The sequence below is a fragment of the Ilumatobacter sp. genome (genome assembly GCF_965215205.1).
GTDB lineage: Bacteria > Actinomycetota > Acidimicrobiia > Acidimicrobiales > Ilumatobacteraceae > Ilumatobacter_A.
The window spans coordinates 2,070,665-2,094,189 of the sequence record NZ_OZ244049.1 but is presented as its reverse complement, the minus strand read 5'-3'; the positions used below and the strand labels follow the sequence as shown (position 1 = coordinate 2,094,189).

The following is a 23,525-nucleotide window of genomic DNA, read 5'->3' as shown; positions in this document are numbered from 1 at the left end:
GGCGGACGCTCGGCTCACGTGACACAACGCGTCCACAATGTGATGCGCCAACTCCTCATCGACGGGGACCGATCCGCCATCAACGTCTCGAACGTCGCCGAACGCGCCGACGTCGCACCGTCGACCATCTATCGACGCTGGGGGGACCTGACGAATCTGGAACTCGAAGTCGCATTGGAGATTGCCGAGTCGCAGATGCCCGGAGTTGATACCGGTTCGCTCCCGACCGACCTGCTCGTGTTCACGCGCCAGGCGATCGCGTTCATCGGTTCTCCCACCGGCAACGTGCTCATCCGGGGGTGGCTGACCACCGATCCGGAAGGTCTTCGGAACTACTGGGCCCGCCGATGGATCGACGTCCGTGCGCCATTCGATCGAGCGATCGACCGCGGAGAACTGGCTGCGGACGCGCCGGTGATCGAGGCGCTCGAGAACCACTCCGGCTCGCTGTATTTCAAGGTGCTGTTCAGCGGCAAGACCCTCGACCCCGAGGACGCCGCCCGCTCACTGGTCGAGGTCGCACTCCGCACGGTCGGCCACCCGGTGCCCGACGCTTGGCGCTCCACGAAGTCCACGGTTCATCGACCCACCGCGTAACCCTGCATCCCTCTGGGATTGGCGGCGGCGCGAAACGTGAACGTCCCGTCGGCGCCACGTTGTCGCGACGCGGCCGACAGCCGGCCCTCGCTCCACGGCCCGCCGACGGTCACCTCGTGGCCGAGGCCCTCGAGCTCGGCGACGACCTCGTCGTCGAAGCGTGACTCCACCGTCAACTCACCAGTGCTGGTGGCTCGTGGCCAGAACGAACTGGGGTAGTGGGTGACGTGCCACGAGGGGGCGTCGATGGCCTCCTGCAGATCGAGGCCGTGGACGACATGACGCAGGAAGAACGACGTCGCCCACTGATCCTGCTGGTCGCCGCCGGGCGTGCCGAACACCATGTAGGGCTCGTCGTCGTGGAATGCCAGCGATGTCGTCAGCGTGTGGAGCGGCGACACTCTCGGTTCGAGCGATGCTGCAAGCCCGTCTTGCAGCCAGGTCGCCTGCAGCCTCGTGCCCAGTGCGAATCCGAGATCCGGGATGGTCGGGCTCGACGACAACCATCCTCCCGAGGGTGTGGCCGCGACCATGTTGCCGGCGCTGTCGATCACGTCGACGTGGCACGTGTCGCCCACGAAGACGTCGTTGATCTCCGAGGCGTCGATCTCCGCGGTGGCGGTCTCGACGAGGTCGGCGAACGTCGGCTCACCGACCCCGAAGCGGACGTCTGCTTCGGCGAGCGTCCGCCGCGAAGCGTCGAGGTCGGCGATCTGCGGGTCACGTCCGGTCGGCGACCCGGGCTCCAACTGGTCACTGGCGCGTCGGTTTCGGATGAGCTCCCACCGGCTCCGCCCGTAGGCGTCGGACAGCAACGCCGCCTGAGCGTCGGCGTCGGCGTGCGTGGAGCGTCCGTACCATCCGAGGCGATCGGCGAAGGCCAGCTTGGCGGCTTCGGCGATCCGGTGGACGAACTGCGCACCGGTCGGATCGTGGCTCGACAGGTCCGCATGTGCGAGCACCGACAACTGCTGCAGCATCATCGGGCCAGGGCCACCGAAGTCACCCTTCTCGACCCGATACCGGCCGAAGTCGACGCTGACCGGTTCGTGTTGTGTGACCGTCCACTCTGCGATGTCGTCGTAGCGCAGCAGGCCGCCGTGGCGGCCGCCCGAGCTGTCGTAGACCACGGTCGACCGACTGAACTCGTCGATGGAGCGAGCGACGAAGCCCGTCTGCCAGATGCTGATCGCCTCCTCGATCCGACCGACCCGAGACTCCGAGCTGTCACATGCCTCGCTCACCAATCTGCGATAGGTCGCGGCGAGTGCGGGCAGGCGGAACAGCTCGCCGGGTCGAGGGATCCGCCCACCGGGGATCCACGTGGCCGCCGACGACGGCCAGTGGACCTCGAACAGCTCTCGTACGGCGTGCAACGCCTGGACCAGTCGTGTCGGAGCGGGACAGCCGGACGAGGCGTACCGGATGGCCGGTTCGAACACTTCGTCGATGCCCATCGCCCCGTACTCGGCCAGCAGGGTCAACCAGGCCGGCACCGCGCCCGGCACCGCTGCGCCCAAGAGCCCGGTGCCGGGCACGAGGTCGAGGCCGAGCGACCTGAATGTCTCACGATCAGCAAGTGCGGGGGCCCAGCCCTGTCCGTCGATGACACGACTCCGGCGACGGGTCTCGTCCCACACCATGATCGGGACCTCGCCGCCGGGTCCGCACAGATGCGGCTCGACGACGTGCAGGACCAGTCCGGCCGCCACGGCGGCGTCGGCGGCATTGCCTCCACGTTCGAGGATTCCCATCGCGCTCTGTGAGGCGATCCAGTGCGTGGACGACGCCACCCCGAACGTTCCAACGATTTCCGGTCGAGTCGTGAACACGCCGACACCGTAGAAGACTTGAGCTTGCTAACGCAATTTGACTTGCGTTAGTTTGTCGTTGACCGAGGAGGTTCCATGACCATCACCCACGACCGCCACGCACAGGACCCACTGTCGATGTCGGACGCCGAACGCACCACCCGAGTCGATCTCGCCGCCGCCTACCGGCTGGCGGCGATGTTCGGGTGGGACGATCTGATCTTCACGCACATGACGGCGCGGATCCCCGACACCGAACACCTCCTCATCAACCCCTACGGGCTACTCTTCGACGAGATCAAGGCATCGAACCTGGTCAAGATCGATCTCGCCGGACGGATCCTGGACGACACCGCGCACGACATCAATCCCGCAGGGCTCACGATCCACAGTGCCGTTCACGAAGCTCGCGAGGACGTGCAGTGTGTGATTCATCTCCACACCACCGAAGGAGTTGCCGTCGGAGCGCAAACGCACGGCGTGTTGCCGATCTCGCAACACTCGATCTTCGTGCTCTCGAGCATCGCTTATCACGACTACGAAGGCGTGGCGCTACGCGAGGACGAGAAGCAACGGCTCACGTCGAACTTCGCCGACAACACCTACTTGATGTTGCGCAACCACGGTCTGCTCACCGTGGGCAGGTCGGTGGCCGATGCCTGGCAAGCGATGTACTTCTTCCAGAAGTCGTGTGCGATCCAGGTCGCCGCGACGGGATCGTCGGCCGACGGCGCCGACCATCTCACCATGATCGACCAGTCGATCATCGACACCGCGGCGGAGCAGGCGAAGACGGTCACGCGAGGCGAGCGAGCCAATCTGGTCTGGCCGTCGCTGCTGCGTCGTGTCGAGCGGCTCGACCCGACGTTCGCATCGTGAGGCGCTCGACGATCGCTGCGCAGCCACGTCTCCCCGACCGACACCGATCCGTGTGAGCGGCCCGAGTCACCGCCTCGGCCTGAGCGCCGACGAGGTCCTCCAGACCACCCGTGCCGTCCGGCGCCGCCTCGACGCGTCACGTCTGGTGTCGCGAGAGGTCGTCGAGGAGTGTGCGCGCATCGCACAGCAGGCACCGGCGGGCAGCAACGTCGGACGGCTTCGGCTCGTCGCTGTCGACGACGCCGAAACGAAAACGCAGTTGGCCGAGCTGTACCGGGCCGGCTACGAGACGTACCGGTCGCTCGACCAGATCTACATCGGCAACGTCACCCACGGCGACGACGCGCTCGATGCCCAACAGCAGCGATCGGCCGACTCGGCGGACACGCTCGCCGAGCGCTTGGCCGACATGCCCGTGCTGGTCGTCGCCGCCGTCCACGGCACGCCGTCACCCGACCCGATGAGCGTGGCGTCCACCTACGGCAGCGCGCTCCCCGCCCTCTGGAGCTTCATGCTCGCAGCGCGCGAACGAGGCCTCGGAACCTGCTGGACGACGGTCCACCTCTTCGAGTACGAGGCCGCGGCATCGCTGCTCGGCATCGGCGACGGTTGGACCCAGTTCGCGCTGACCCCCGTCGCTCACACGATCGGCAGCGACTTCAGGCCTGCTGCGAAACCACCGGTCGAGGCGATCCTCGACTGGAACCGGATGACCACGTGAGGCCTCCGTCCGCCGCGCTCTGCTAGGAACCGAAGATGACCGCCGCACCGCTCACCACCGCCGAGGTCAATGCGATCCGATCGAGCATCCCGTTCGACCGCGATCAGCTCACTCATCTGAACCATGCGGGCGATTCGCCCTCGTCGGCTGCCGTCGTCGAGACACAGATCGACCATCTACGGCTGGAGTCACGAATCGGGGGCTACGAAGCTGCGAACCGGTGCGCGGAGGCCGATGCGAGGACGTATGCATCGATCGCACAGATGTTGAACTGCTCGCCGAAGGAGATCGCACGCCACGAGCACGCAACCGCAGCATGGAACTCCGGGTTCTGGTCGATCCCGATGGAAGCGGGTCAACGGATCGTGACCTCCGATGGAAGCGGGTCAACGGATCGTGACCTCCGATGGAAGCGGGTCAACGGATCGTGACCTCCGAGAGCGCGTACGGAGCCAATGCCGTCGCGTACCTCCACGCCGAGCGTCAGCGCGATGTTCGCATCGACGTCGTCGGATGTGACGAGCATGGCCAGGTCGACGTCGACGCCCTCCGGGACTGCATCGACGACGATGTCGCACTGGTCGCGATCACGCACGTGCCGACCAACGGCGGGCTGGTCAACCCCGCCGCCGAGGTTGGGGAGGTGACCCGTGCCGCAGGCATCCCCTACCTGCTCGATGCGTGCCAGTCGGTCGGCCAACTCGCCGTCGACGTGGAGGCGATCGGCTGCGACCTGTTGTCGGCAACGGGGCGCAAGTACCTGCGTGGTCCACGCGGCACGGGGTTCCTCTACGCAAGCGACAGGATCGTCGACCGCCTCGTGCCCGCGTCGCCGGACCACCACGGTGCGGTCTGGACAGGGACCCGGGCCTACGAGCTGGTGCCGGGAGCACAGCGATTCGAGCACTGGGAGTACAACCACGCCGCATGGCTGGGACTCGGCACCGCGGTCGACGAGGCCCTCGCGATCGGCATCGATCGCATCGAGGCGACCGTTCGTCGGCAGGCGACGCTGCTCCGCGAACGCCTCACCGGTCGCGGCCTCGAGGTGTTCGACCTCGGCGTCGATCCGTGCGGCATCGTCACCACCGCGGTACCGGGGGTCGACGCCGCGACAGCGCGCGACCGGCTTGCGTCGGACGGCATCAACGTCTCGGTGACGACGCGTACGTCGACGAGATGGGACTTCGAGCGGCGCAGTATCGACGAACTCATGCGCGTGTCGGTCCACGCCGACACCACCGACGACGAGATCGAACGCGCCGTCGAGTCACTCGGCACCGTGATGGTGTGATGGCGTGACAGTTGTCGGGCTCTACGCGGCTGAGCGTGGTGGGTGGCTTCGCAGTCGTGCGGTGGGGTGAGTGTGCCAGTCGACGCCTGCGTGGAGCAAGAGGCGGAGTCGGTAGTTGTCGAAGCTGGCGAAGCCGTGGCCGACTCGTTTGATCTTCTTGATCAGCAAGTTGATGCCCTCGGTCGGCCCGTTGGAGAGTCCGCCGGTGGTGTGGAACGCGAGGATCTCGGTCTCCCACGAACTGATTGTCTTGGCGAGGCGGACGAGTTCGCCGACCTCGGCGTCAGCCACGAACGTGTAGAAGACGTGGAGTCGTTGGCGGGCCTCAGCGAGGGTGCCGGCGGTGTAGATCTCCCGAACGAGTTCCTTGCCCAGCCAGGCTGCTCCGACCTCGCCGTAGCGGTCACCGACCAGTCCCGCCTCGACGCGTTCGAGCTGGCGTTCGGTGAGGCGTTCGTAGCCGCGTAGCAACAGTCGGCGAATGCCGTAGAGCGGATCACCGGTGCGGCCTCGGTGCCCGAGGGTGTCTTGTTGCACCCGTCTGCGCACGTCGTCAACAGCGCGGTTGGCGAGCCCGACAGCATGGAACCGGTCGACAACGACGACCACGTCGGGCAAGGTCGCGGTGAGCCCGTTGGCGTAACCGCGGTGCGGATCGAGAGCGACCTGGTCGATCCCGGCCAGCCAACCAGCGGGTTGTTGTGCGAGCCAGGAATCAACAGCAGCACCGGTCCGGTCCAACACGACGTCGAGGAGTCGCGGTCGGGCGAGGTCGACGAAACCAGTGATGTAGCTCGTGTGACCGCGATGCTTCGATGGCCGCTGGAACGCTGTCTCGTCCAGGCCGAGCTTGGTGACATGGCCGATTCGATCGGGGTCGTTGACGAGGCGTCGGCCGTGCACGTTGACGGCGTTCATCGCGCACGCCCAGCCGACACCGAAGTCGCGGCCGACCGCCGCGACCGAGTCGCCGTCCTCGCCGACCCGGCGACAGATCTCGAACCCGGCCCGCTCGGTCAGCGACGCCCGAGACGCGATCGCGTCGAGGGTCTCGGTCCACGTCACCGTCGCACACAGCGGCTCGCGGCAGCGCCAGATCCGCTTCACCCAAACGAGCACCGTCGCTCGTCCCCACGTCGCCAGATCGCGCACCCTGACACGCCGACGGCCGTGCGCTTTCGCGATCACTCCGCACGAGCGGCACCCGACCCGGTCGTTGGTTGTCTCGATCGTGATCGTCACCTCGACGCCGACCTCGACAGCGCAGATCCGCACACCAATCAGCCCGAGCAGCGCGTCCGCGTTGCTACCTTCAATCATCCCGTGGTCTCCTCGTCTCGCAGTTGTGGAAGACCGCAAGACTTGCGAGGCCACGGGACCTCAACAGTGGATGCTCAAGAAACCACCACCACGCTCAAGCGCGAAGAGCCAGTTGTCGCCGACAACTGCACACGCAACAGACCGTCGGGGTCAGTCAACATCGTCGGAGACCCGGCGGGGCCCGCGCCGACGCCGGCCCGGACCGGCGACGTTCACGATCCGGCTGCGGTGTGCTCGATCCAGGAGTCGAAACTGGTCGGTGCGATCCTGGCGCCGTCGGAGGGGAGGAAGTCCTGGTCTGCCAGATCGGTGCCCAGAGCGCCGTCCTCCCAGCTCGCGGTGATCTCGACAGACTCGCCGCGGGCGGCCAGGAGACGTCGGACCATTTCGACGAGGTCGAGCCTGCTCGGACCGACCACGTCGACCGCGCGGCCCTGCGGGACGCCCGTGGCGATGTCGGCCAGCACACCGGCGACATCGCTGACTGCGACGGGTTGCAGCATCAGGGGTGCGATGGTCGCCCGCCCATCCTCCGTACTCCAATGGAGGGCCATCTCGGCGTACTCGAAGAACTCGGCGGCGAGCTGGATGGTGAACGGCACCGGTCCGTCGTCAACGAGTTGCTCCTGAGCTCGCTTCCCGTCGTAGTGGCCGTTGCCCGTCAGCGCATCCACCCCCACGATGGACAGCGCCACGTGGTGGCCGACCCCGGCACGCTGTTCAGCAGCGAGCAGATTGGAGGTGACCGTCGAGAAGAACGCGACGGCCTCGTCCGGATCGACGGCATCGGTGTTGGTGACGTCGATGACCGCGCCGACGCCGCCGAGCGCTGCATCGAGACCCGATCCATCGAGCAAGTCGACACCGAGAGAGCGGGCCAGGGCCACGACCTCGAGCCCGCGACGCCGCAGAGCTTCCACCACGTGGGACCCGACCAGCCCGGTTGCGCCGGCGACAGCAACTCTCATTGCTCGGAATCTACAGCCCGCCTCGTGACGCGAGCAGCACACGACGCACGACCGGCGCGATGCCTACCCAACGGCTTCATCGAGTTCTCCCGAACAGGCGTTGACGAAAACGCCCGCAGCGACTTCTTCGGTGAACGGGATCGGGTTTCCCGACGCTGACGGGTCGACTGCGGCAGCGGCGGCGATCTCGGCGACGAAACTCGCGTCGACACCGAGGTCAGCGAGGCAATACGGAACACCGAGATCCGACCGCAGACGCAGCACGTGTTCGAGGAATCCGTCGAAGCCACCGGCAACGCCGGTGTAGCCAGCAAGGCGGGAGATCGGGTCGTCGACCGCCGAACGGTTGGCAGCGAGCACATAGGGCATGAGCACGGCGTTGGTCATGCCGTGGTGCGTGTCGAACATCGCTCCGATGGGGTGCGCCAGCGCGTGCATGCCACCAAGACCCTTCTGGAACGCCACGGCGCCCATCGCCGCTGCCGCCATCATCTGCGTGCGGCTCCCGATGTTCTCGGGATCTGCAACCACCCGGGGAAGGTGTTCGAGGACGAGACGGCAGCCTTCGAGCCCGATGCCGTGTGCCGTGGGGTGGTAGGCGGGGGCGCAGAGCGCTTCGAGCGAGTGCGACAGCGCATCCATTCCGGTGCCGACGGTGAGGTTGCGCGGGAGCCCGACGGTCAGCTCCGGGTCGCACAGCACAGCGACCGGCAGCATCGCAGGGTGGAAGATGATCACCTTGCGTTTCGAATCCTCGTCGATGACGACTCCGGCCCGGCCGACTTCGCTCCCGGTGCCGGCCGTGGTCGGGACCGCAATGATCGGTGCGATGGCGTCGGCGTCGGCACGCTTCCAGTTGTCGCCGATGTCCTCGAAGTCCCACATCGGGCGGGTCTGTCCGGCTTGCAACGCGATGACCTTGCCGCAATCGAGCGCGGAACCGCCTCCCACCGCGACCACTCCGTCGTGTCCGCCGGAACGGAACACGTCGACTCCGGCATCGACGTTCGCTCCGACGGGATTGGGTTTGATGTCGCAGAACACTGCGGTGTCCTTCGGGAGCGAGGACTGCACGGCGGCGAACGCCTCGAGTTCGAACATGCCGGGATCGGTCACGATCAACGGGCGCTCGATTCCGTGTTCGTCGCATGTGGCGCCGAGTTCTTCGATGCAACCGGCACCGATCCTGATCGCCGTCGGGAACGACCAGTTCGTCGAAAGTGTCATTGCGCGCCGATCTCGTTCGAGCTGTGCGGGTGACGACGGGGCTCGGCGCCTTCACCCAGCATCGTCGGGTCCTACGGCGACATCGAGGAGGGTCCGCCATGAACGCTCGACCTCGGTGGTGTCGAAGTGAACCGCCTGGCACCCGATGGAGGCAGCGACGGTCACGTTGGCGAGGTCGTCGTCGACGACGAGACATCGGGCGGGTTCGGTCTCCGTGACGTAGAGCGCACGTTGGAATGCGCGTCGGTCCGGCTTGAAGATGTTGTTGTCACTTCCGACGAGGATGTGGTCGAACTCGGGAAGTCCGTCGATCTCACTGATCCATGCTCGATCGAATTCGTTGCTGAGCAACACGATGTCGGTCTCGCGGGCGCGAAGTTCTCTGACGACGGATCCGAGCTCAGGCCGGATGGTCGGGAGGGCGGTCTCGCTCCCGATGAACTCCCCCGCTGACGGTGTGCAGACCCCGTCGAAGTCCAGGACCACGAGACGAATCCGTTCGCCGACGCTCTGCATGGATCGGCTCAAGACGGCGTCACGTCCGATGAGGACGGACCGTCAGACCTCGGCCACGGCGGGTTCGATGGACTCACTCGCCACCGTGGCGACCGGCAGGTGATTGCGCATCGCGAGCAGGAGCACCGGTGTGGCGGCGTAGGTGACGAGTGCGACGAAGTTGAAGACGAGGTCGGTGGTGCTCAGACCGTCGGTCGCGAAGATGTGGTAAACGAGGTGCGGCACACCCCATGCCAGCGATGCGAGGGCAGCGGTCACGACGAGCGTGCGGGTCAGCCTGATCGCTGCGACGACCACCACGACGAGGATCGCGAGGTTGGTCGCACCCAGGTCACGAAGCAGGTGTTCGTTGTAGGGGCCATCAACGTTGACCCACGCCATACCGCCGATGGCGGGGAAGTCGTCGTAGAACGATCGTGGAAACAGCAGCGCCCACACACCGACCGTCGCGACGAAGGCGCCGAGGTAGCCGAGTGCGATTCGGAACCATTTCTCGTATGTCATCTCATTCCTCCTGGTGGTGTTTCGCGTTCGAGCCGCTGGATCCGACGACCGGCGTCGTCAGGGATGCATCACCACAGCTTTGGGTTCGGTGAAGAACTCGCGACTGAAGTTGCCGCCCTCGCGACCCACGCCAGACCAACCGACGCCGCCGAACGGGGCGCGCAGGTCACGTACGAAGAAGCAGTTGACCCACACCGTCCCAGCGCGCAACGCGGCGGACACACGGTGCGCTCGGCGCAGGTTCTCGGTGAAGAGCATGGCGTTGAGGCCGTACTGGGTGCCGTTGGCGAGTGCGATGGCCTCCTCTTCGGTGTCGAAGGGTTGGATGGTCACGACGGGGCCGAAGACCTCTTCTCGACAGATCCGCGAATCGGGGTCCGCACCCGTGATGACGGTGGGTTTGACGACCCAGGATCCGTCGTCGGCGACGCCTCCGCAGTGCACGGTTGCGCCGTCGGGAAGGTCGGCGAAGAACCCGGCGACCTTGGTGAAGTGTTCCTTGCTGGCCAACGGACCGATGTTCGTCGATGCGTCGTCGGGGGCTCCAACCGTCAGCGCCTCGGCCGATGCGACGAAGCGTTCGACGAACTCGTCGAAGATCTCACGTTGCACGAACAAGCGGCTCCCGGCCAGGCACACCTGGCCGGCGTTGGTGAAGATCGCCGTGTTCGACCACTTGACGGCTTCGTCGAGGTCGGCGTCGGCGAAGACGATGTTTGCACCCTTGCCGCCGAGTTCGAGGCTGACCGGGACGAGGTTCTCGGCGCCTGCAGCCGCGATGATCCTCCCGGTCGTCGACTCTCCGGTGAAGGTGAGCCGGTCGATGCGGGTCGACGACGTCAGGAACTCACCGGCACTGTCGGGACCGTGCCCGTGAACGACGTTGAGCACACCGTCGGGCATCCCGGCCTTGGTGGCGAGGCGGGCCATGATCGTTGCCGAGCACGGAGTGTCCTCGGCCGGCTTGAGCACCACGGTGTTCCCCCACGCGAGGGCTGGGGCGATCTTCCAGGTCTCCAACATGAGCGGGAAGTTCCACGGCGCGATCGCCGCGACCACACCGGCAGACTCGAAGCGGGCGTACGCGTGATGTCCGGTGTCGGTCGGGTAGACCTCGGAGGCGGCCATGCGGGCGTGATCGGCGAAGAACCGGAAGTTCTGCGCCGCTCGGGGCACGTCCTTGGCGAGCATCGCGCTGATCGGCTTGCCCATGTCCTTCGAGTCGGCCGCCGCGAGTTCGTCGGCATTCGCTTCGATCAGATCCGCAAGGCGGTGCAGGATCGCACCCCGCTCAGCGAAGCCCATCCGCGGCCAGGGTCCGTCGTCGAACGCACGACGGGCAGCGTCGACCGCTCGTTCGACGTCGGAGCGGCCCGACAGGGCGACGGTGTCGTGGGCGACCTGCGTCCACGGGTCGATCGTCTCGAAGGTCTCTCCGGAATCGGCTGTTGCGGCTGCGCCGTCGATCCAGTTGGTAATCATCAGGCCGCACTCCCCTGTTGCTTGCCGGCCAGGTCGGCGGCGATCTGGATGATCTGATCCTCTTGACCGCCGACGAGTTTGCGGTTGCCGCACTCCATCAAGATGTCGGCGCCCGACACCCCGTAACGTTCCGACGCGCGGAATGCGTGCTTGAGGAAGCTCGAGTACACACCGGCGTAGCCCATGATGATCGACAGGCGGTCGAGGACGCACTCCTCGTCCATCACCGGGCGAACGATGTCCTCGGCGGCGTCGATCATCTTCAGGACGTCGAGGCCGGTGTTGATCCCGATGCGTTCGGTGACAGCGGCGATGGCCTCGCAGCTGGTGTTGCCCGAGCCGGCGCCGAAGCGTCGCGTCGAACCGTCGACCTGCACCGCGCCGGCTTGGATGGCGGCGATGGTGTTGGCGAGCGACAGCGACAGGTTCTCGTGGCCGTGGAAGCCGACCTGGGCGTCGTCACCCAACTCGGCGACAACGGCCGCGACGCGCTCGCTCGCGTCGTCGAGGATCATCGCCCCGGCGGAGTCGACCACGTAGACGCACTGGCATCCGGCGTCGGTCATGATGCGCGCCTGCGCGGCCAACTCGTCGGGTCCGATGGTGTGCGACATCATCAAGAAGCCGCCGGTCTCGAGGCCGATCTCGCGGGCGAGGGCGAAGTGCTGCTCGGAGATGTCAGCTTCGGTGCAGTGGGTGGCGATCCGCACGACCGACACGCCGATGTCGTGGATGGCCTTGATGTCGTCCTTCGTGCCGAGGCCCGGGAGCATCAGCGCCGCGATCTTGGCGTTCGTTGCCGTGTCGACGGCGGCCTTCATCAAGATGCGCTCGTCGACGAGCGATTTGCCATAGTTGTACGACGAACCGCCGAGGCCGTCGCCGTGGGTGACCTCGATGACGGGCATGCCGGCGTCATCTAGCGCAGCGACGATGTCGCGCACGTTCTCTTCGGTGAACTGGTGGCGCTTCGCGTGCGAGCCGTCGCGCAGGCACGTGTCGGTCACGCGTACGTCGAGGGTGTCGGAGAAGGTGCGTGGGAGCGTTCCGGTGAGGTCCATCAGGCGGGGGCTTTCTGGTTCGAGGTGCTGTTCGAGACGTGGTGCTGGGCCATGCGGTTGCCGACCTGGGTGGCCGCCGCGGTCATGATGTCGAGGTTGCCGGCGTACGGCGGAAGGAAATCGCCGGCTCCCGCGACTTCGACGAAGATGCCGACACGGCCGGTCGTCTCGCCGGGACCGGGCGAATCGAACTGCGGGTCGGCGGTGAGCGCGTAGCCGGGGACGTACCGCCGCACCTCGCCCGCGACCTGGTGGATCGACTCGGCGATCGCATCGGTGTCGGCGTCGGCGGGGATCGAGCAGAAGATGGTGTCGCGCATCATCAGCGGCGGCTCGGCCGGATTGAGGATGATGATCGCCTTCCCGGTCGCCGCGCCCCCGATGACTTCGACGGCGTTGGAAGTGGTTCGGGTGAACTCGTCGATGTTCTGGCGGGTGCCCGGCCCGGCCGATTTCGATGCGACGGTGGCGACGATCTCGGCGTAGTCGACGTCGACGATGCGCGACACGGCGTGCACCATCGGGATCGTGGCCTGGCCGCCACAGGTGACCATGTTGACGTTCCACTCGTCGAGGTGCGCATCGAGGTTCGCCGGCGGCACGACGTAGGGGCCGCGCGCAGCGGGGGTCAGGTCGATCGCACGGATGCCCGCCTCCTTGTAGCGCGGGGCGTTGCGCACGTGGACATAGGCGGAGGTCGCTTCGAACACCAGGTCCGGGAGTTCGTCCTGCGCGAGCAGCCAGTCGACGCCGTCGGGTGACGCTTCGAGTCCCTCCTCAGCGGCGAGCTTGAGGCCGGCGGAGTCGGGGTCGACGCCGATCATCCAGCGGACATCGATGTCCGGTGAACGCTGGAGTTTGTACATCAGGTCGGTGCCGATGTTGCCGGAGCCGACGATGGCGGCGGTGGCCGTCATGGTGTCCTTTCGGGCCCGTTCGCAGACGGACGTTGGAGGGTGGTTTGGGGTGGTTTGGGGGGTGTGGGTGTGAGCTGGTGTATGAGTTGAACGTGTCGACGATCAGTTGGCCGAGACGTGGGTCGTCACGGTGCCGAGATCACCGAAGTCGGCGGTGATGGTCTGGCCGGCGGCGATTGACTGCATCGGGCCGAGGGCGCCGGTCATGACGACGTCGCCGGCGCGCAGCGGGGTGTTGCGCGCCGACATCGTGTCAGCGAGCCATCGCGCTGCGTGGAGTGGGTGGCCGAGACACGCTGCGCCCGTGCCGGTCGAGACCTCGGTGTCGTCGATCGACATCGACATCGCAATGGTGCGCAGGTCCACTTTACGCAACGGCACCGGACGGCCGCCGACCACGTAGAGGCCGCAACTGGCATTGTCTGCGACGGTGTCGACGATGCGGATGTTCCAGTCGGCCACCCGGCTGTCGACGATCTCGATCGACGGCAGGGCAAAGGCAGTGGCTCGGATGATGTCGGCGAAGGAGTGCTCGCCCTGGTCGAGGTCGTGCCCGAGCACGAGTGCGACCTCCGCTTCGGCTCGGGGCTGCAGGAGTCGCGCTGCGGGTACTTCGACGCCGTCGCCGAACTCCATGTCGGCGAAGAGCGTCCCGAAGTCGGGTTGGTCGACGCCGATCTGTTCCTGGACGGCAACCGACGTGATGCCGATCTTGCGACCGCTCACGCGGCGACCGGCAGCGATGGCGAGGTCGGTGTTGATCTCTTGAATGGCGTACCCAGCGTCGATGTCGGTCTTTGATCCGACGATGTCGCGGACCGGGCCGCACGGCGTCGATGTCTCCGCAGCGGTGCGGAGCTGCGCGGCGGCCTGTTCGAGCAGGTCTCGGGCGATCGAGGTCATTGCCCTGGCACCGGGCGCGTGGTGTCGTTCACACGGACGGCGGCGTCGGCCGCTGCCTCACGAGCGAGGCGCGCCTGTTTGTCGGCAAGCAGCTCCCCACCGGCCATGAAGTCGGTGTTGGGGAACTCGTTGATCCACACTCGCACCGATTCCTTCGGCGCTCCGATGTGTTCGTGCATGGCCGTGGTGATCGCTGCCATCAGCGCCTTCTTCTGGGCCGGCGTGCGGCCTTCGGCCATCTGGATGTTGACGAGCGGCACGATCACGTTCCCTTCGACGCGGTCACGGTGACGGGGCCGAGGTGCGAGTACCGCGCCGTTGCAACGGTCCCCGCAGCGAGGGGACGAGCGTCGGTAGCGGCACCTGCCATCACGATCCAGCCGGCGTCGAGTTGCTGGCCGTGCTTGCCGAGGTGGTTGGCGAGCATTGCGACGCACTCGGCAGGATCGCCGAGCAGCGCGGCACCGGCGGCGGTGCCGGTGATGTCGCCGTCGACTTCGAAGACGCACCCCATAGTGGCGAGTTCGGCGTCTCGCGGGCCGGCGCCCTCGGTACCGATCATCACGCGTGCCGCCGACGTGGCGTCGGCGATCACGTCGGGAAGGGTGAACGAGAACGCTTCGTAGCGAGAGTCGATCACTTCGATCCCACCGACGACCTTCTCGGTCGCGTCGAGCACGTCGCTGGCCGTGACGTTCGGGCCGGTGAGGTCCGAGCCGAGGACGAATACGAACTCGGGCTCGACTCGCGGGTGGATCAGTTCGCCGAGCGGGACCTCCTGGTCGGCGCCGAGCACGGATGATGCGAGGACCCAGCCGTAGATCGGCTCGGTCACGTTCATCTGTTCCTGCTTGGCGACGGACGTGAGTCCGAGCTTCGCGCCGGCCAGTGTGTCACCGCGTCCACGGTGCAGCTCCAGCAGTGCGGCCTGGATCGCGTACGCGTCATCGACGCCGAGTTCGTCGACCTGCTTCGTGATCGCTTGGACTTCGCGTCGTTCGTCGACGCCGGCGAGAAGGTATTCGGCCCAGTGGGCGTGGTCGATGGGCATCAGGACGGTGCCAGTTCGTCGCGTGCCGCAGCCGCATCAATGTGGAGTTGCTTCATCTCGGCGGCGATCGGGCTGTATCTCATCGACCCGTCGTTGATCCAGTCGGTGGCGAACTGCGCACCCCGGCCGAACTTCGAACGCTCCAGTGGCAACTTGATCGCATCGTGCGGTTCTCGTACCACGGCGACGGGATCTTCGCCGTTGCGGACCGATTCGATCGCCTGCTTGAACATCCGCCGACAGGCCAGGACGCCGACGTCGCTCTTGGTGATCTTCTCACGGACCCGGTCGGCGACCGGCCCTTGTGACACCCACGCCATGATGTCTTGGCCTTCGATGAAGTCGACGATGAACTTGCCGTCGTCGGTCTTCCACTCGATCGGGTAGTCGACGCAACGGTTGCCGTCGGGGGCCGGAGCGCCTTCGGGAGCATGCACCGTGTAGAACATCACGTTCGTGTGCGTGTCGTCGACGGGCACCCGGATCTGCATCTGGAACACACCGTTGCCGCCGACCCACATCTTGTAAGGGAAGACGAGCGGGTGACCGATCTTCCAGTCGTCGCTCTCCTCGGACTGGCCGACCAGCAGACGGCGCTTGATGATTCCGTGTTCGAACGGGTCGAAGGCGACTTTCTCGTGTTTGTTGCCGCCGAAGGACTCGGGCATCGAGGTGCCCTGTTGCTTGGCGATGAACTCGAAGTAGTTCCCGTGCAACGCTTCGACGTGGTATGGGTCGACGGCGTTCTCCATGATCTGGAGCCAGTTGCATGGGATCACGGCGTGGCCGATGTCGCGGATGCCGTCCATCGTGTACGCCTCGTAGCGCGGCAACTCCGGCGCCGGACCGTCGCCGACGTAGGCCCAGACGAGCCCACCGAGTTCTTGCGCCTCACCCGACCGCACACCACATCCCGCACGGAACTTCGGCGACGAGTCGGGCTCGGCGAGGATCTCGACGCATTCGCCGGCCGTGTCGAACTTCCAGCCGTGGTAGCCGCAGCGCAGACCATCGTCTTCGACGATGCCGTAGACGAGTGATGCACCTCGGTGGGGGCAGCGTTCGTCGACGATGCCGTAGCCTCCGTCGCCGGTCTTGAACACGGCCCATTCCTCGCCGAGCAGACGGGTCTGCTTGACGGGGAACTCGTCGAGTTCGCGAGTGAAGGCAACGGGATACCAGTAGTGACGCAACACGTCACCCATCGGCGTGCCGGGACCCACCTGGGTCAGTTCGTCGTTCTCTTCCTTGCTCAACATGAGATGTCCTTTCGGTCGGGGGGTGGCTGATGCGGCGGCGGCCGGGTCAGTCGAGGATGGTGACGGTGCCCGAGGACCCGTCGACTCGGATCCGGTCACCGGTCTTGATCTTGTCGGTGCCGAATCCGGTGCCGGTGACGGCCGGGACGCCGTACTCGCGGCACACGATCGCCGCATGGCTCATCATTCCGCCGATGTCGGTCACGCACGCCTGGATCTTGGGGAAGACCGGCGCCCAACTCGGAGCAGTGATCGGTGCGACGAGGATTTCGCCGTCCTCGATCGTGCCGACGTCCTCGGGGGTGAATACGAGACGAGCGAGTCCTTCCACCGAACCGGGCGACGCCGCCATGCCAGTGATGACACCGTCGACATCGTTGTCGGTGCCGAGCCAGGTCGCCACCGAGTCCGTGGTGATGCCCCACAGCATGATGGTGAACGGTTCGGTGATGACCTCCGGCGGCTGGCCGAGCGCCTTGGGGGCCTGCCAGCCCTTGAGCTTGTCGTGGATGTCGCGGCGGCGCTCGATGGTCGGCGCCCAGTGTGCCGGCGATGCGGCGGGCGAGTTGACGGCCCAGTTCGCGTAGTAGTCCCACAGCAGGGAGTCGACTTCATCGGGTCGCACGAACAGCAGATCGTCGTCGGTGGCCAGGAGGCCTTCTTTGCCGAGCGTGGCGCCGAATTCGCGCACCTTGCGCCAGACGACCGACATCGTCCAGTGCTCGATGTAGAAGTTGTGGTTCTCGACGTAGGGGAACACGGTGCGTGCCAAGCCGAGCTTGCCGTCGAAGGCCTCACGGTCCTCGTCGTTGTCCAGCAGGTCGCGGTACTCCTCGACGATCCGGTCGCGTTCGGCCTGGATGGCCTCGATCGGGCGGCTGATGTCGTTGCCACCTTCGATCTTGGTGATGTAGTCGCGGATGAACGCGTACGGCACTTCGGGGTGTTCACGCCAGATCTCGTCGAAGTGGTAGAAGCCGTTGCCGGACGTGAAGTTGAACCACGGGTCGGCGGCTTCGTCCCACGCAGCCTGCCATTTCTCGCCCGCATCGCCGGTCAACTGCACGTTGTCAGGGTCGTCGAACGCACGGGGGATACCGAGGTCGATCGCCAGCTTCGCGAGAATTTTGAGTTCTTCGTTCGGGCGGAACAGGTCGACTTCGACACCGGCGACCATCTTGGCGATGCCGAGGTCGGGGATCGACGGGAACGCTTCCTTGCAGAACCCGAAGTAGTCGAGGTAGGCGGCGTAGCCGAGGTTGAGGAACTCGAAGTGGTACTGCCAGACCTGCACGATCAGTTCGCGGAAGCGGTGGTACTCCGACATCAGCCGGTGGCCGCTGCCGACGGCGGTGCCCTCGGTGATGATCGAGAGTTCTTCCATTTCCGGCAGTGGCGAGAAGTCGAGCGCCTCGATGTCGGCGATCGAGCCCTTGACCTTGACCAGCCAGTTCTCGTAGAGGTCGTCCCAGTTGGCGAAGTAGTGGCCGGCGCGCTCCATGAACTGTGGGACACGCGCTTCGATCTTGTCGGGGTCGACGCCCACCGGGGACAGGTAGGCGTAGCCGTTGAGCACCCGGATGTCGATGCCGTCGGCCGGCGGGATCCGGTAGTGGCGACTGTTCATCTGGCTGAGCGTGACGATGGCCACCTCGAAGAAGTGGGCGTCCCACGGCGTCATCGCCGTGCCCCAGTGCATCGAGTCCCAGAACCAGAAGCGGTTCTCCTCGTATTCACGCCGGGCGTCGGAGAACGTCAGCGAGTACGGGTACAGCTCGCGCCAGCCTTCGGCCCCCTCAGGTCCTTCGATCGTGAACGGATTCGGAAATTGCTTGTCTGCCATTGGAATGTCCCCTTGGTTGCCCGGCTCTTCGCCGTGATTTCTGATGTGGCCGGGCCCTCCCCGATGGCCCGGTGTTCGGTATGCGTGATGTGCGTCTGGCTAGTCGCGAGTGTGCAGCGGCGAGACCAGTGTCGAGACGATCGACGACACCGAGTCACCACCTTTCGCAATCGGACCGCGCTTCTTCTGTGACCAGACGGTCTCGGGCCGGCTCTGCAACATCACGATGTTCTCGCCTTCCGGCAGGTGCCGATCGACGGCCCACTCGACGTCTTGTGGGCAGCCGTAGTGCTTCTCGGCACGGCGGGCCAGCATCGCAATGCCGATGAGTTGTTCGTCGGTGACCGACGAACGATCTCGACGGTCGTCGTCGATCGGCAACTTCTCGACCACACCGTGATCGGTGAGGCGGTACTCGACGAGCTTTGCGGAGATCTCGCGTTTGACGACTTCGCGAAGGACCTTGTCGACCAAGAAGTTGTCGGGCGTGACCTCGCCGGACACCACTGCCTCGCCGAGGCCCCATGATGCGTCGATCGCCACTTGCGACCGGTCGCCGTTGGTCGGGTTCAGGGTGAAGGCGACGCCCGAGGCGATCGGGTCGACCATCTTTTGGACAGCGACCGACATCGCGATCGCCGTGTCCAAGTAGCCCATTTGGTGTCGATAGGCGATGGCTCTGTCCGTGAACAACGACGACCAGCACTTTCGTGTGTGTTCGATCACCGAAGTCAATCCGCAGACCCACAGGAACGTGTCCTGTTGCCCGGCGAAGCTCGCATCGGGTTGGTCCTCGGCCGTCGCTGAAGAACGAATGGCGACGGGAAGGTCGGGCACATCGCAGTGTGTGCAGAGCGCTTCGTAGGCCGTGCCGAGCGCGTCGACAACCTCGTCGGGCACGGGCTCGGTCTCGATGAGGCGCCGGATCTTGTTCGACACTTCGAGGTTGCCGGCGTAGTCCTCGTGCGCGAGTCCCTGCAGAAGGCCATTGACGCTGTCGACGAGCTCCTTGTCGCGCCAGATCAACCCGTAGGCGTCGGTGGTGAGCGCAAAGCCGGGTGGTACCGGGAGTTCGGCACGCATCATCTCGCCGAGGCTCGCGTTCTTGCCGCCGACCAATGGCTTCTGGGAACGGTCGTACTTGTCGTACCAGACGATGAGATCGCTCACATTCGCCTCCACGTTGCTCGTGGTGAACGACCTGATCGTCGGCAGTTCGTGCGCCCAGTCGATGACCGGACAGGCCTCGCACATGTCGTGTTCCCCATTTCTTGCATCCCCATTTCGTTGTTCCCCATCTCGTCGATTCGCTGTTCCGCTGGCTCAGGTCGGTCGGCCGCCCGCAGGTTTGGTGCCATCCATCCCGCTCCAGTCGTCGTGTACCTGCCAGGTCGGAAGCCGATCGATGTCGGGTACCTTCACCTCCTGCACGCGATTTCGGTACGCCACGGTGGCGTCGCGTTCCCCATCGCTCCAGTCGGCGTCGCCGAGCAACTTCACCCGGACGTGCTCGGTGTTGTACGGCTCGCCCGGGTCGTAGCCGAGCGCCGACACGGCGAAGGCACGAATACACCCCGAGTGCGTGGCGATCGCCAGGCGTGCGCCGGGGAACTCGGTCGACAAGCGGTTGATCCCCGCCCAGAAGCGCCGAACGGTCATGGCGGGCGGCTCGAAATGCACGAGCGGAATCGTCAACCAGTGCTGGATCGGGTCACCACCGCCCTGCTGGGTGCGCCAGAAGCGGTCCATCTCGACGAGCCACAGCGGCCGGTCTCCGACCGCAGTCCGTTCGTGACCTTCGAGCAGTGCGCTGTACTGGCGGAATGCAGCGGTGACGTCCTTGAGGCCGTCAGGGGCGACGAATTGGAAGTTCCGGAACTCGTTCGCCGGCTCGGGTTCGACGATGGTGATCTCCTTCTCCCACTGCTCGATGCCGTCGACGAGCCCTCGGTGGATCTGCTCCGCGGTCTCGCGGGCTCGATTGGTCTCAGCGTGGCGGAAGACGATCGTCTCGCCCGACTGCATCCGCTTGGCGAGCGTGCGGCCGTAGGTGTGGGCCTGCCACGCACCCTGGGGTGTGAGACCCGAGTCGGTCGAATAGCCCTGGGTCTCGCCGTGTCGGATCAGGTAGACGTCGTTGAGGAGTTGGCGCGCTGCACTCGGCGGTGCAGAGATCTCCTTGTTGCGGTTGTCCTCGGTGAGCGACTGCTGTGTGGCGAGGTCGCTGCGCTGCCACAGCGGCGTGGTGCTCGGCTCAGAGGCACCGTCTCGACTGCGGAACCGTTTGAGATAGATCGGTGCCGCATCGGCACGGCCTTCGGTCGAATCCGCTCGGTCGTCTGGATGGTCGTCGGGTCGCTCGCCGGTTCGGCCTTGGTGCTGACGTTCTCGATAGCGAGCCAGGTACATCGGAGCTTCGAAGCGGTCGGTCGACGGACCGGCACCGTTGCTGCTCGTCTCGCTCATGAGTGCACCGTCATGAACTTCTGGTCGACCTGACCCCGATACGAGAAGATCGCTCGACCCATTTCTGCTTCGGTCCAGACCGTTGGTTCGTCGTCGGGGTCGAAGTGGTACCCGCCGGTGAACACCTCGTTACGGTTCCCGGCCGGATCGAAGAAGTAGAGCCCACAGCCACGAGTCGCACCATGTCGCGTCGGGCCGGCATCGATGGTGACACCGTGATAGGTGCACGTGTCGGCCGCGGTGCGCAGGTCGTTCCATTCGTCGACCCAGAACGCAAGGTGATGGAAGCCACCGTCGGGACCGGTGAGGAACGCAATGTCGTGGGGGGTGTGCGTCCGTTCGAGGAACGTGGCGAGTTGGTGGCCGTCGTCGGCGACGATCTGCTCGGTCAGCCGGAACTCCAGTACATCCTGGAAGAACGCTGTTGCACCGTCGACGTCTTCACACAGCAGGAAGATGTGGTCGACGCGAGGAGGATGCATACCGACGAGGTCGTCCGGCGCGGGAGGCGGGTTGATCAGTGACAGGCCGTTCCCGACCTGGCCCTGACCGCATTCGAGGTCGATCACATGTCCGCTCGGGGCCGTGAACCGCACGGTGGCGCCAGCCGCCTCGCCGAATTCGCCGGGGTGGAATCGCTCGACGTCGATTCCGGCGTCGGTGACTCGATCGGCGAGCCGGTCCAGCTCAGGCTCCTCGACCACCTTGAAAGCGAGCCCGTCGAGGCCGTACGTCGGAGCCTCCTGCAGGATCAGCGAGTGGTGTTGTTGCTCGTCCCAGCCCTTCAGGTAGGCGCGAGTGCCCTCGCGGGCGGTGACGACCAAGCCGACGACTTCTGCGTAGTAGGCCACCGCCAACTCGAGGTCGGGGACCCGAACCGTCGCGTGGGAGAGGCGGAGGATGCCGGGACTGCTCATGTGTGCACGCTCGCAAACCGTTCGTTGAGGACGCCCTCGTAGTAGAAGACCGCCCGACCGGAGCGGTCATCGGTCCACGTGATCGTCGGGAAGTCGGGGTCGGGTCGATACCCGCCGGAGAACACCTCGTTGCGGGTGCCCATCGGGTCGAAGAAATAGATCGTGCTGCCGCGGGTCAGACCGTGGCGGGTCGGGCCGACGTCGATCGTGACGCCGTGATAGGCGAGCAAGTCGGCAGCGCGCCGAACGTGATCCCAGTCGTCGAGCCAGAACGAGAAGTGGTGGAGCGCGCCGTTGGGGCCCTGCACGAAGGCGATGTCGTGAGGCTTGGCGGAGCGTTCGAGAAAAGCGATCGTCTGGTGTCCGCCGCCGTCGAGGAGTTGCTCGGTGAGGCGGAAGTCGAGGACCTCGCGGAAGAATCGTGCAGCTTCGCCGACCTCTTCGGCGTGCACGAGCAGGTGGTCGATCCTGGGCGGAGCGATGCCGCGAAGGGTCGGATCGACGGGAGCCGGGTTGACGAGTGGGAGGCGACCGCCCACTTTGTGGACGTCGTAGACGAGTTCCATCTCGTGACCCGACGGGATCTCGAACCGGATCGATTCGCCCTGCCCGACTTCGTCACCGTCGGCGATTCGCTGCACCAGCGTCCCAGCCCGTTCGATGCGCGTCTCGAACGCATCGAGATCTCCGGGGTGGTCGACCTTGAAGGCGAACCGGTCGATACCGACGCGTGTGTCCTGGCGGATCGCGACACAGTGATGATCGCGCTCGTCCCAGCACTTCAAGAAGAGCCGTTCTCCGCCGTCATCACTCGTGCGTTCGCTGATGTCGAGTCCGAGCACTTCGGTGTAGTACGCCGCTGCGAGTTCGAGGTCCGGTGCCGTGATGTCGACGTGACTGAGTCGGAAGATTCCCACATCCATGACCGTACGGATGAGACCCCCGACACACCAGGGCGATTCCGCAGAGCGGGACGAACTACCCTGTCGACGTGTCGCGCAACCGCTTGGCCTCCGTCGCGAGTGCGGTCGCCGTGTTGAAGGCCTTCACGTCGACCTCGCCGGAGTGGGGCGTCAGCGATCTGTCCGCTGCGGTCGGGCAGTCCCGCTCGTCGGTCCACCGGATTCTGAGCACGCTCACCGACGAGGGGCTTCTAGAACAGGATTCGAGGAGCGGTCGCTACCGGCTCGGCCTTGCACTGTTCGACTTGGCCGCCGCCGTTCCCTCGCAGCGGAGCCTGCACGAGGCGGTACTGCTCCCGATGACCGACCTCCGCAACAAGAGTGGTGAGACGGTGCAGGTCGGCGTGCTCGACGGGCGCCAGGTCGTCTACGTCGAACGTCTGGACAGCCCCAACACGCTCCGGCTGTTCACGCAGTTGGGTCGCCGGAACGATGCCCATTGCACGGGCACGGGCAAAGTCCTGCTGGCGTTCCTCCCGAAGACTGAACTCGAACGGCTGTTGAGAGGGTGGACGCCGCCGCGCCAGACCGAGCACACCATCGTCGGCCGAACCGCTCTGACCGCGGAACTCACGCTCGTTCGCACGAACGGCTTCGCCGAGAACCGCCAGGAGTCGGAGGTCGGCGTGGTGTCGATCGCCGCACCGATCCGCGACGACACGGGGAGCACGATCGCGGCGATGAGCGTCGCCGGTCCGGCCGACCGGATGGATCAGCGCCGAGATCAACTCGCCGACGCCGTCGTCACTCTCGCGCTCGCCACGTCACGCCGCCTCGGCTACCGCGGTCGACGGTAGGCGTCCCGAGGAGCGGGACGTTGTGCGGTG

24 protein-coding genes are annotated in these 23,525 nt (G+C 65.8%); 6 read left to right on the top strand and 18 right to left on the bottom strand.

The genetic code is table 11. The annotated features are described in order from the left end of the window. Window positions 1-18: 18 nt before the first annotated feature. Entirely contained in the window at window positions 19-597 is a 579-nt protein-coding gene (locus ACOOHC_RS09805; RefSeq protein ID WP_420450224.1) for a TetR-like C-terminal domain-containing protein, read from the top strand. On the opposite strand, the gene ACOOHC_RS09800 is transcribed toward ACOOHC_RS09805, so the two are convergent. Further along, complete coding sequence (locus ACOOHC_RS09800; protein ID WP_420450223.1) at window positions 579-2,429, bottom strand: gamma-glutamyltransferase family protein; 1,851 nt, start codon at window positions 2,427-2,429, stop codon at window positions 579-581. The two genes, ACOOHC_RS09805 and ACOOHC_RS09800, sit on opposite strands and share 19 nt — an antisense overlap. A 75-nt stretch (window positions 2,430-2,504) precedes the next feature. Here ACOOHC_RS09800 and ACOOHC_RS09795 point away from each other — a divergent pair, with 75 nt between their 5' ends. From ACOOHC_RS09795 to ACOOHC_RS09780, 4 genes are read left to right on the top strand one after another with little or no spacing between them, the layout of a single operon-like run. Then, window positions 2,505-3,287 (top strand): class II aldolase/adducin family protein, encoded by a 783-nt coding sequence (locus tag ACOOHC_RS09795; protein WP_420450222.1) that lies wholly within the window; start codon window positions 2,505-2,507, stop codon window positions 3,285-3,287. A gap of 52 nt (window positions 3,288-3,339) precedes the next feature. Next, window positions 3,340-4,008, top strand: a complete 669-nt coding sequence (locus ACOOHC_RS09790; RefSeq protein ID WP_420450221.1) for a nitroreductase family protein — start codon at window positions 3,340-3,342, stop codon at window positions 4,006-4,008. 35 nt (window positions 4,009-4,043) lie between these two features. Then, complete coding sequence (locus ACOOHC_RS09785; protein ID WP_420450220.1) at window positions 4,044-4,439, top strand: hypothetical protein; 396 nt, start codon at window positions 4,044-4,046, stop codon at window positions 4,437-4,439. Next, a complete protein-coding gene (locus ACOOHC_RS09780; RefSeq protein ID WP_420450219.1) occupies window positions 4,415-5,302 on the top strand; it encodes an aminotransferase class V-fold PLP-dependent enzyme in 888 nt (295 codons plus the stop codon). The genes ACOOHC_RS09785 and ACOOHC_RS09780 overlap by 25 nt, the downstream gene beginning before the upstream one ends. Window positions 5,303-5,323: 21 nt before the next feature. Here ACOOHC_RS09780 and ACOOHC_RS09775 read toward each other — a convergent pair whose 3' ends face one another. From ACOOHC_RS09775 to ACOOHC_RS09695, 17 genes are all read right to left on the bottom strand, one after another. Next, window positions 5,324-6,622 carry an ISL3 family transposase gene (locus tag ACOOHC_RS09775; RefSeq protein ID WP_420450218.1) on the bottom strand — a complete coding sequence of 433 codons (1,299 nt, stop codon included), beginning with the start codon at window positions 6,620-6,622 and terminating at the stop codon, window positions 5,324-5,326. Window positions 6,623-6,834: 212 nt separating this feature from the next. Continuing rightward, window positions 6,835-7,590 carry an SDR family oxidoreductase gene (locus ACOOHC_RS09770; protein WP_420450217.1) on the bottom strand — a complete coding sequence of 252 codons (756 nt, stop codon included), beginning with the start codon at window positions 7,588-7,590 and terminating at the stop codon, window positions 6,835-6,837. A gap of 63 nt (window positions 7,591-7,653) precedes the next feature. Then, entirely contained in the window at window positions 7,654-8,817 is a 1,164-nt protein-coding gene (locus ACOOHC_RS09765) for an iron-containing alcohol dehydrogenase (protein ID WP_420450216.1), read from the bottom strand. 51 nt (window positions 8,818-8,868) lie between these two features. Next, entirely contained in the window at window positions 8,869-9,303 is a 435-nt protein-coding gene (locus ACOOHC_RS09760) for an HAD family hydrolase (RefSeq protein ID WP_420450215.1), read from the bottom strand. A 72-nt stretch (window positions 9,304-9,375) separates the two neighbouring features. Continuing rightward, window positions 9,376-9,771, bottom strand: a complete 396-nt coding sequence (locus tag ACOOHC_RS09755) for a hypothetical protein (protein WP_420450214.1) — start codon at window positions 9,769-9,771, stop codon at window positions 9,376-9,378. A 123-nt stretch (window positions 9,772-9,894) separates the two neighbouring features. Next, window positions 9,895-11,319, bottom strand: coding sequence for an aldehyde dehydrogenase (locus tag ACOOHC_RS09750; RefSeq protein ID WP_420453784.1), 1,425 nt, complete (start codon window positions 11,317-11,319; stop codon window positions 9,895-9,897). Continuing rightward, window positions 11,319-12,380 (bottom strand): 4-hydroxy-2-oxovalerate aldolase, encoded by a 1,062-nt coding sequence (gene dmpG / locus ACOOHC_RS09745; protein ID WP_420450213.1) that lies wholly within the window; start codon window positions 12,378-12,380, stop codon window positions 11,319-11,321. Before dmpG ends, ACOOHC_RS09750 begins: the two co-directional genes overlap by 1 nt. Then, on the bottom strand, window positions 12,380-13,297 hold the full coding sequence (locus ACOOHC_RS09740) for an acetaldehyde dehydrogenase (acetylating) (RefSeq protein WP_420450212.1): 918 nt from the start codon (window positions 13,295-13,297) through the stop codon (window positions 12,380-12,382). Before ACOOHC_RS09740 ends, dmpG begins: the two co-directional genes overlap by 1 nt. A gap of 102 nt (window positions 13,298-13,399) precedes the next feature. After that, window positions 13,400-14,200, bottom strand: a complete 801-nt coding sequence (locus ACOOHC_RS09735; RefSeq protein WP_420450211.1) for a 2-keto-4-pentenoate hydratase — start codon at window positions 14,198-14,200, stop codon at window positions 13,400-13,402. Continuing rightward, on the bottom strand, window positions 14,197-14,466 hold the full coding sequence (locus ACOOHC_RS09730) for a 2-hydroxymuconate tautomerase (RefSeq protein ID WP_420450210.1): 270 nt from the start codon (window positions 14,464-14,466) through the stop codon (window positions 14,197-14,199). The genes ACOOHC_RS09735 and ACOOHC_RS09730 overlap by 4 nt, the downstream gene beginning before the upstream one ends. Further along, on the bottom strand, window positions 14,463-15,251 hold the full coding sequence (locus tag ACOOHC_RS09725) for a 2-keto-4-pentenoate hydratase (protein ID WP_420450209.1): 789 nt from the start codon (window positions 15,249-15,251) through the stop codon (window positions 14,463-14,465). The genes ACOOHC_RS09730 and ACOOHC_RS09725 overlap by 4 nt, the downstream gene beginning before the upstream one ends. Then, window positions 15,251-16,510, bottom strand: coding sequence for a Rieske 2Fe-2S domain-containing protein (locus tag ACOOHC_RS09720; protein ID WP_420450208.1), 1,260 nt, complete (start codon window positions 16,508-16,510; stop codon window positions 15,251-15,253). Before ACOOHC_RS09720 ends, ACOOHC_RS09725 begins: the two co-directional genes overlap by 1 nt. Window positions 16,511-16,556: 46 nt before the next feature. After that, entirely contained in the window at window positions 16,557-18,353 is a 1,797-nt protein-coding gene (locus ACOOHC_RS09715; RefSeq protein ID WP_420450207.1) for a PEP-utilizing enzyme, read from the bottom strand. Window positions 18,354-18,452: 99 nt separating this feature from the next. Then, window positions 18,453-19,607, bottom strand: a complete 1,155-nt coding sequence (locus ACOOHC_RS09710; RefSeq protein WP_420450206.1) for a PEP/pyruvate-binding domain-containing protein — start codon at window positions 19,605-19,607, stop codon at window positions 18,453-18,455. Window positions 19,608-19,676: 69 nt separating this feature from the next. Then, window positions 19,677-20,819 carry a histidine phosphatase family protein gene (locus tag ACOOHC_RS09705; RefSeq protein ID WP_420450205.1) on the bottom strand — a complete coding sequence of 381 codons (1,143 nt, stop codon included), beginning with the start codon at window positions 20,817-20,819 and terminating at the stop codon, window positions 19,677-19,679. Continuing rightward, window positions 20,816-21,736 (bottom strand): catechol 2,3-dioxygenase, encoded by a 921-nt coding sequence (locus tag ACOOHC_RS09700; RefSeq protein WP_420450204.1) that lies wholly within the window; start codon window positions 21,734-21,736, stop codon window positions 20,816-20,818. Before ACOOHC_RS09700 ends, ACOOHC_RS09705 begins: the two co-directional genes overlap by 4 nt. Further along, the gene (locus ACOOHC_RS09695; protein WP_420450203.1) at window positions 21,733-22,659 is read right to left on the bottom strand and encodes a catechol 2,3-dioxygenase; all 927 of its coding nucleotides are present in this window, start codon (window positions 22,657-22,659) and stop codon (window positions 21,733-21,735) included. Before ACOOHC_RS09695 ends, ACOOHC_RS09700 begins: the two co-directional genes overlap by 4 nt. Before the next feature lie 68 nt (window positions 22,660-22,727). On the opposite strand from ACOOHC_RS09695, the gene ACOOHC_RS09690 reads away from it, so the two are divergent. After that, window positions 22,728-23,495, top strand: a complete 768-nt coding sequence (locus ACOOHC_RS09690) for an IclR family transcriptional regulator (protein WP_420450202.1) — start codon at window positions 22,728-22,730, stop codon at window positions 23,493-23,495. Window positions 23,496-23,525 lie beyond the last annotated feature (30 nt).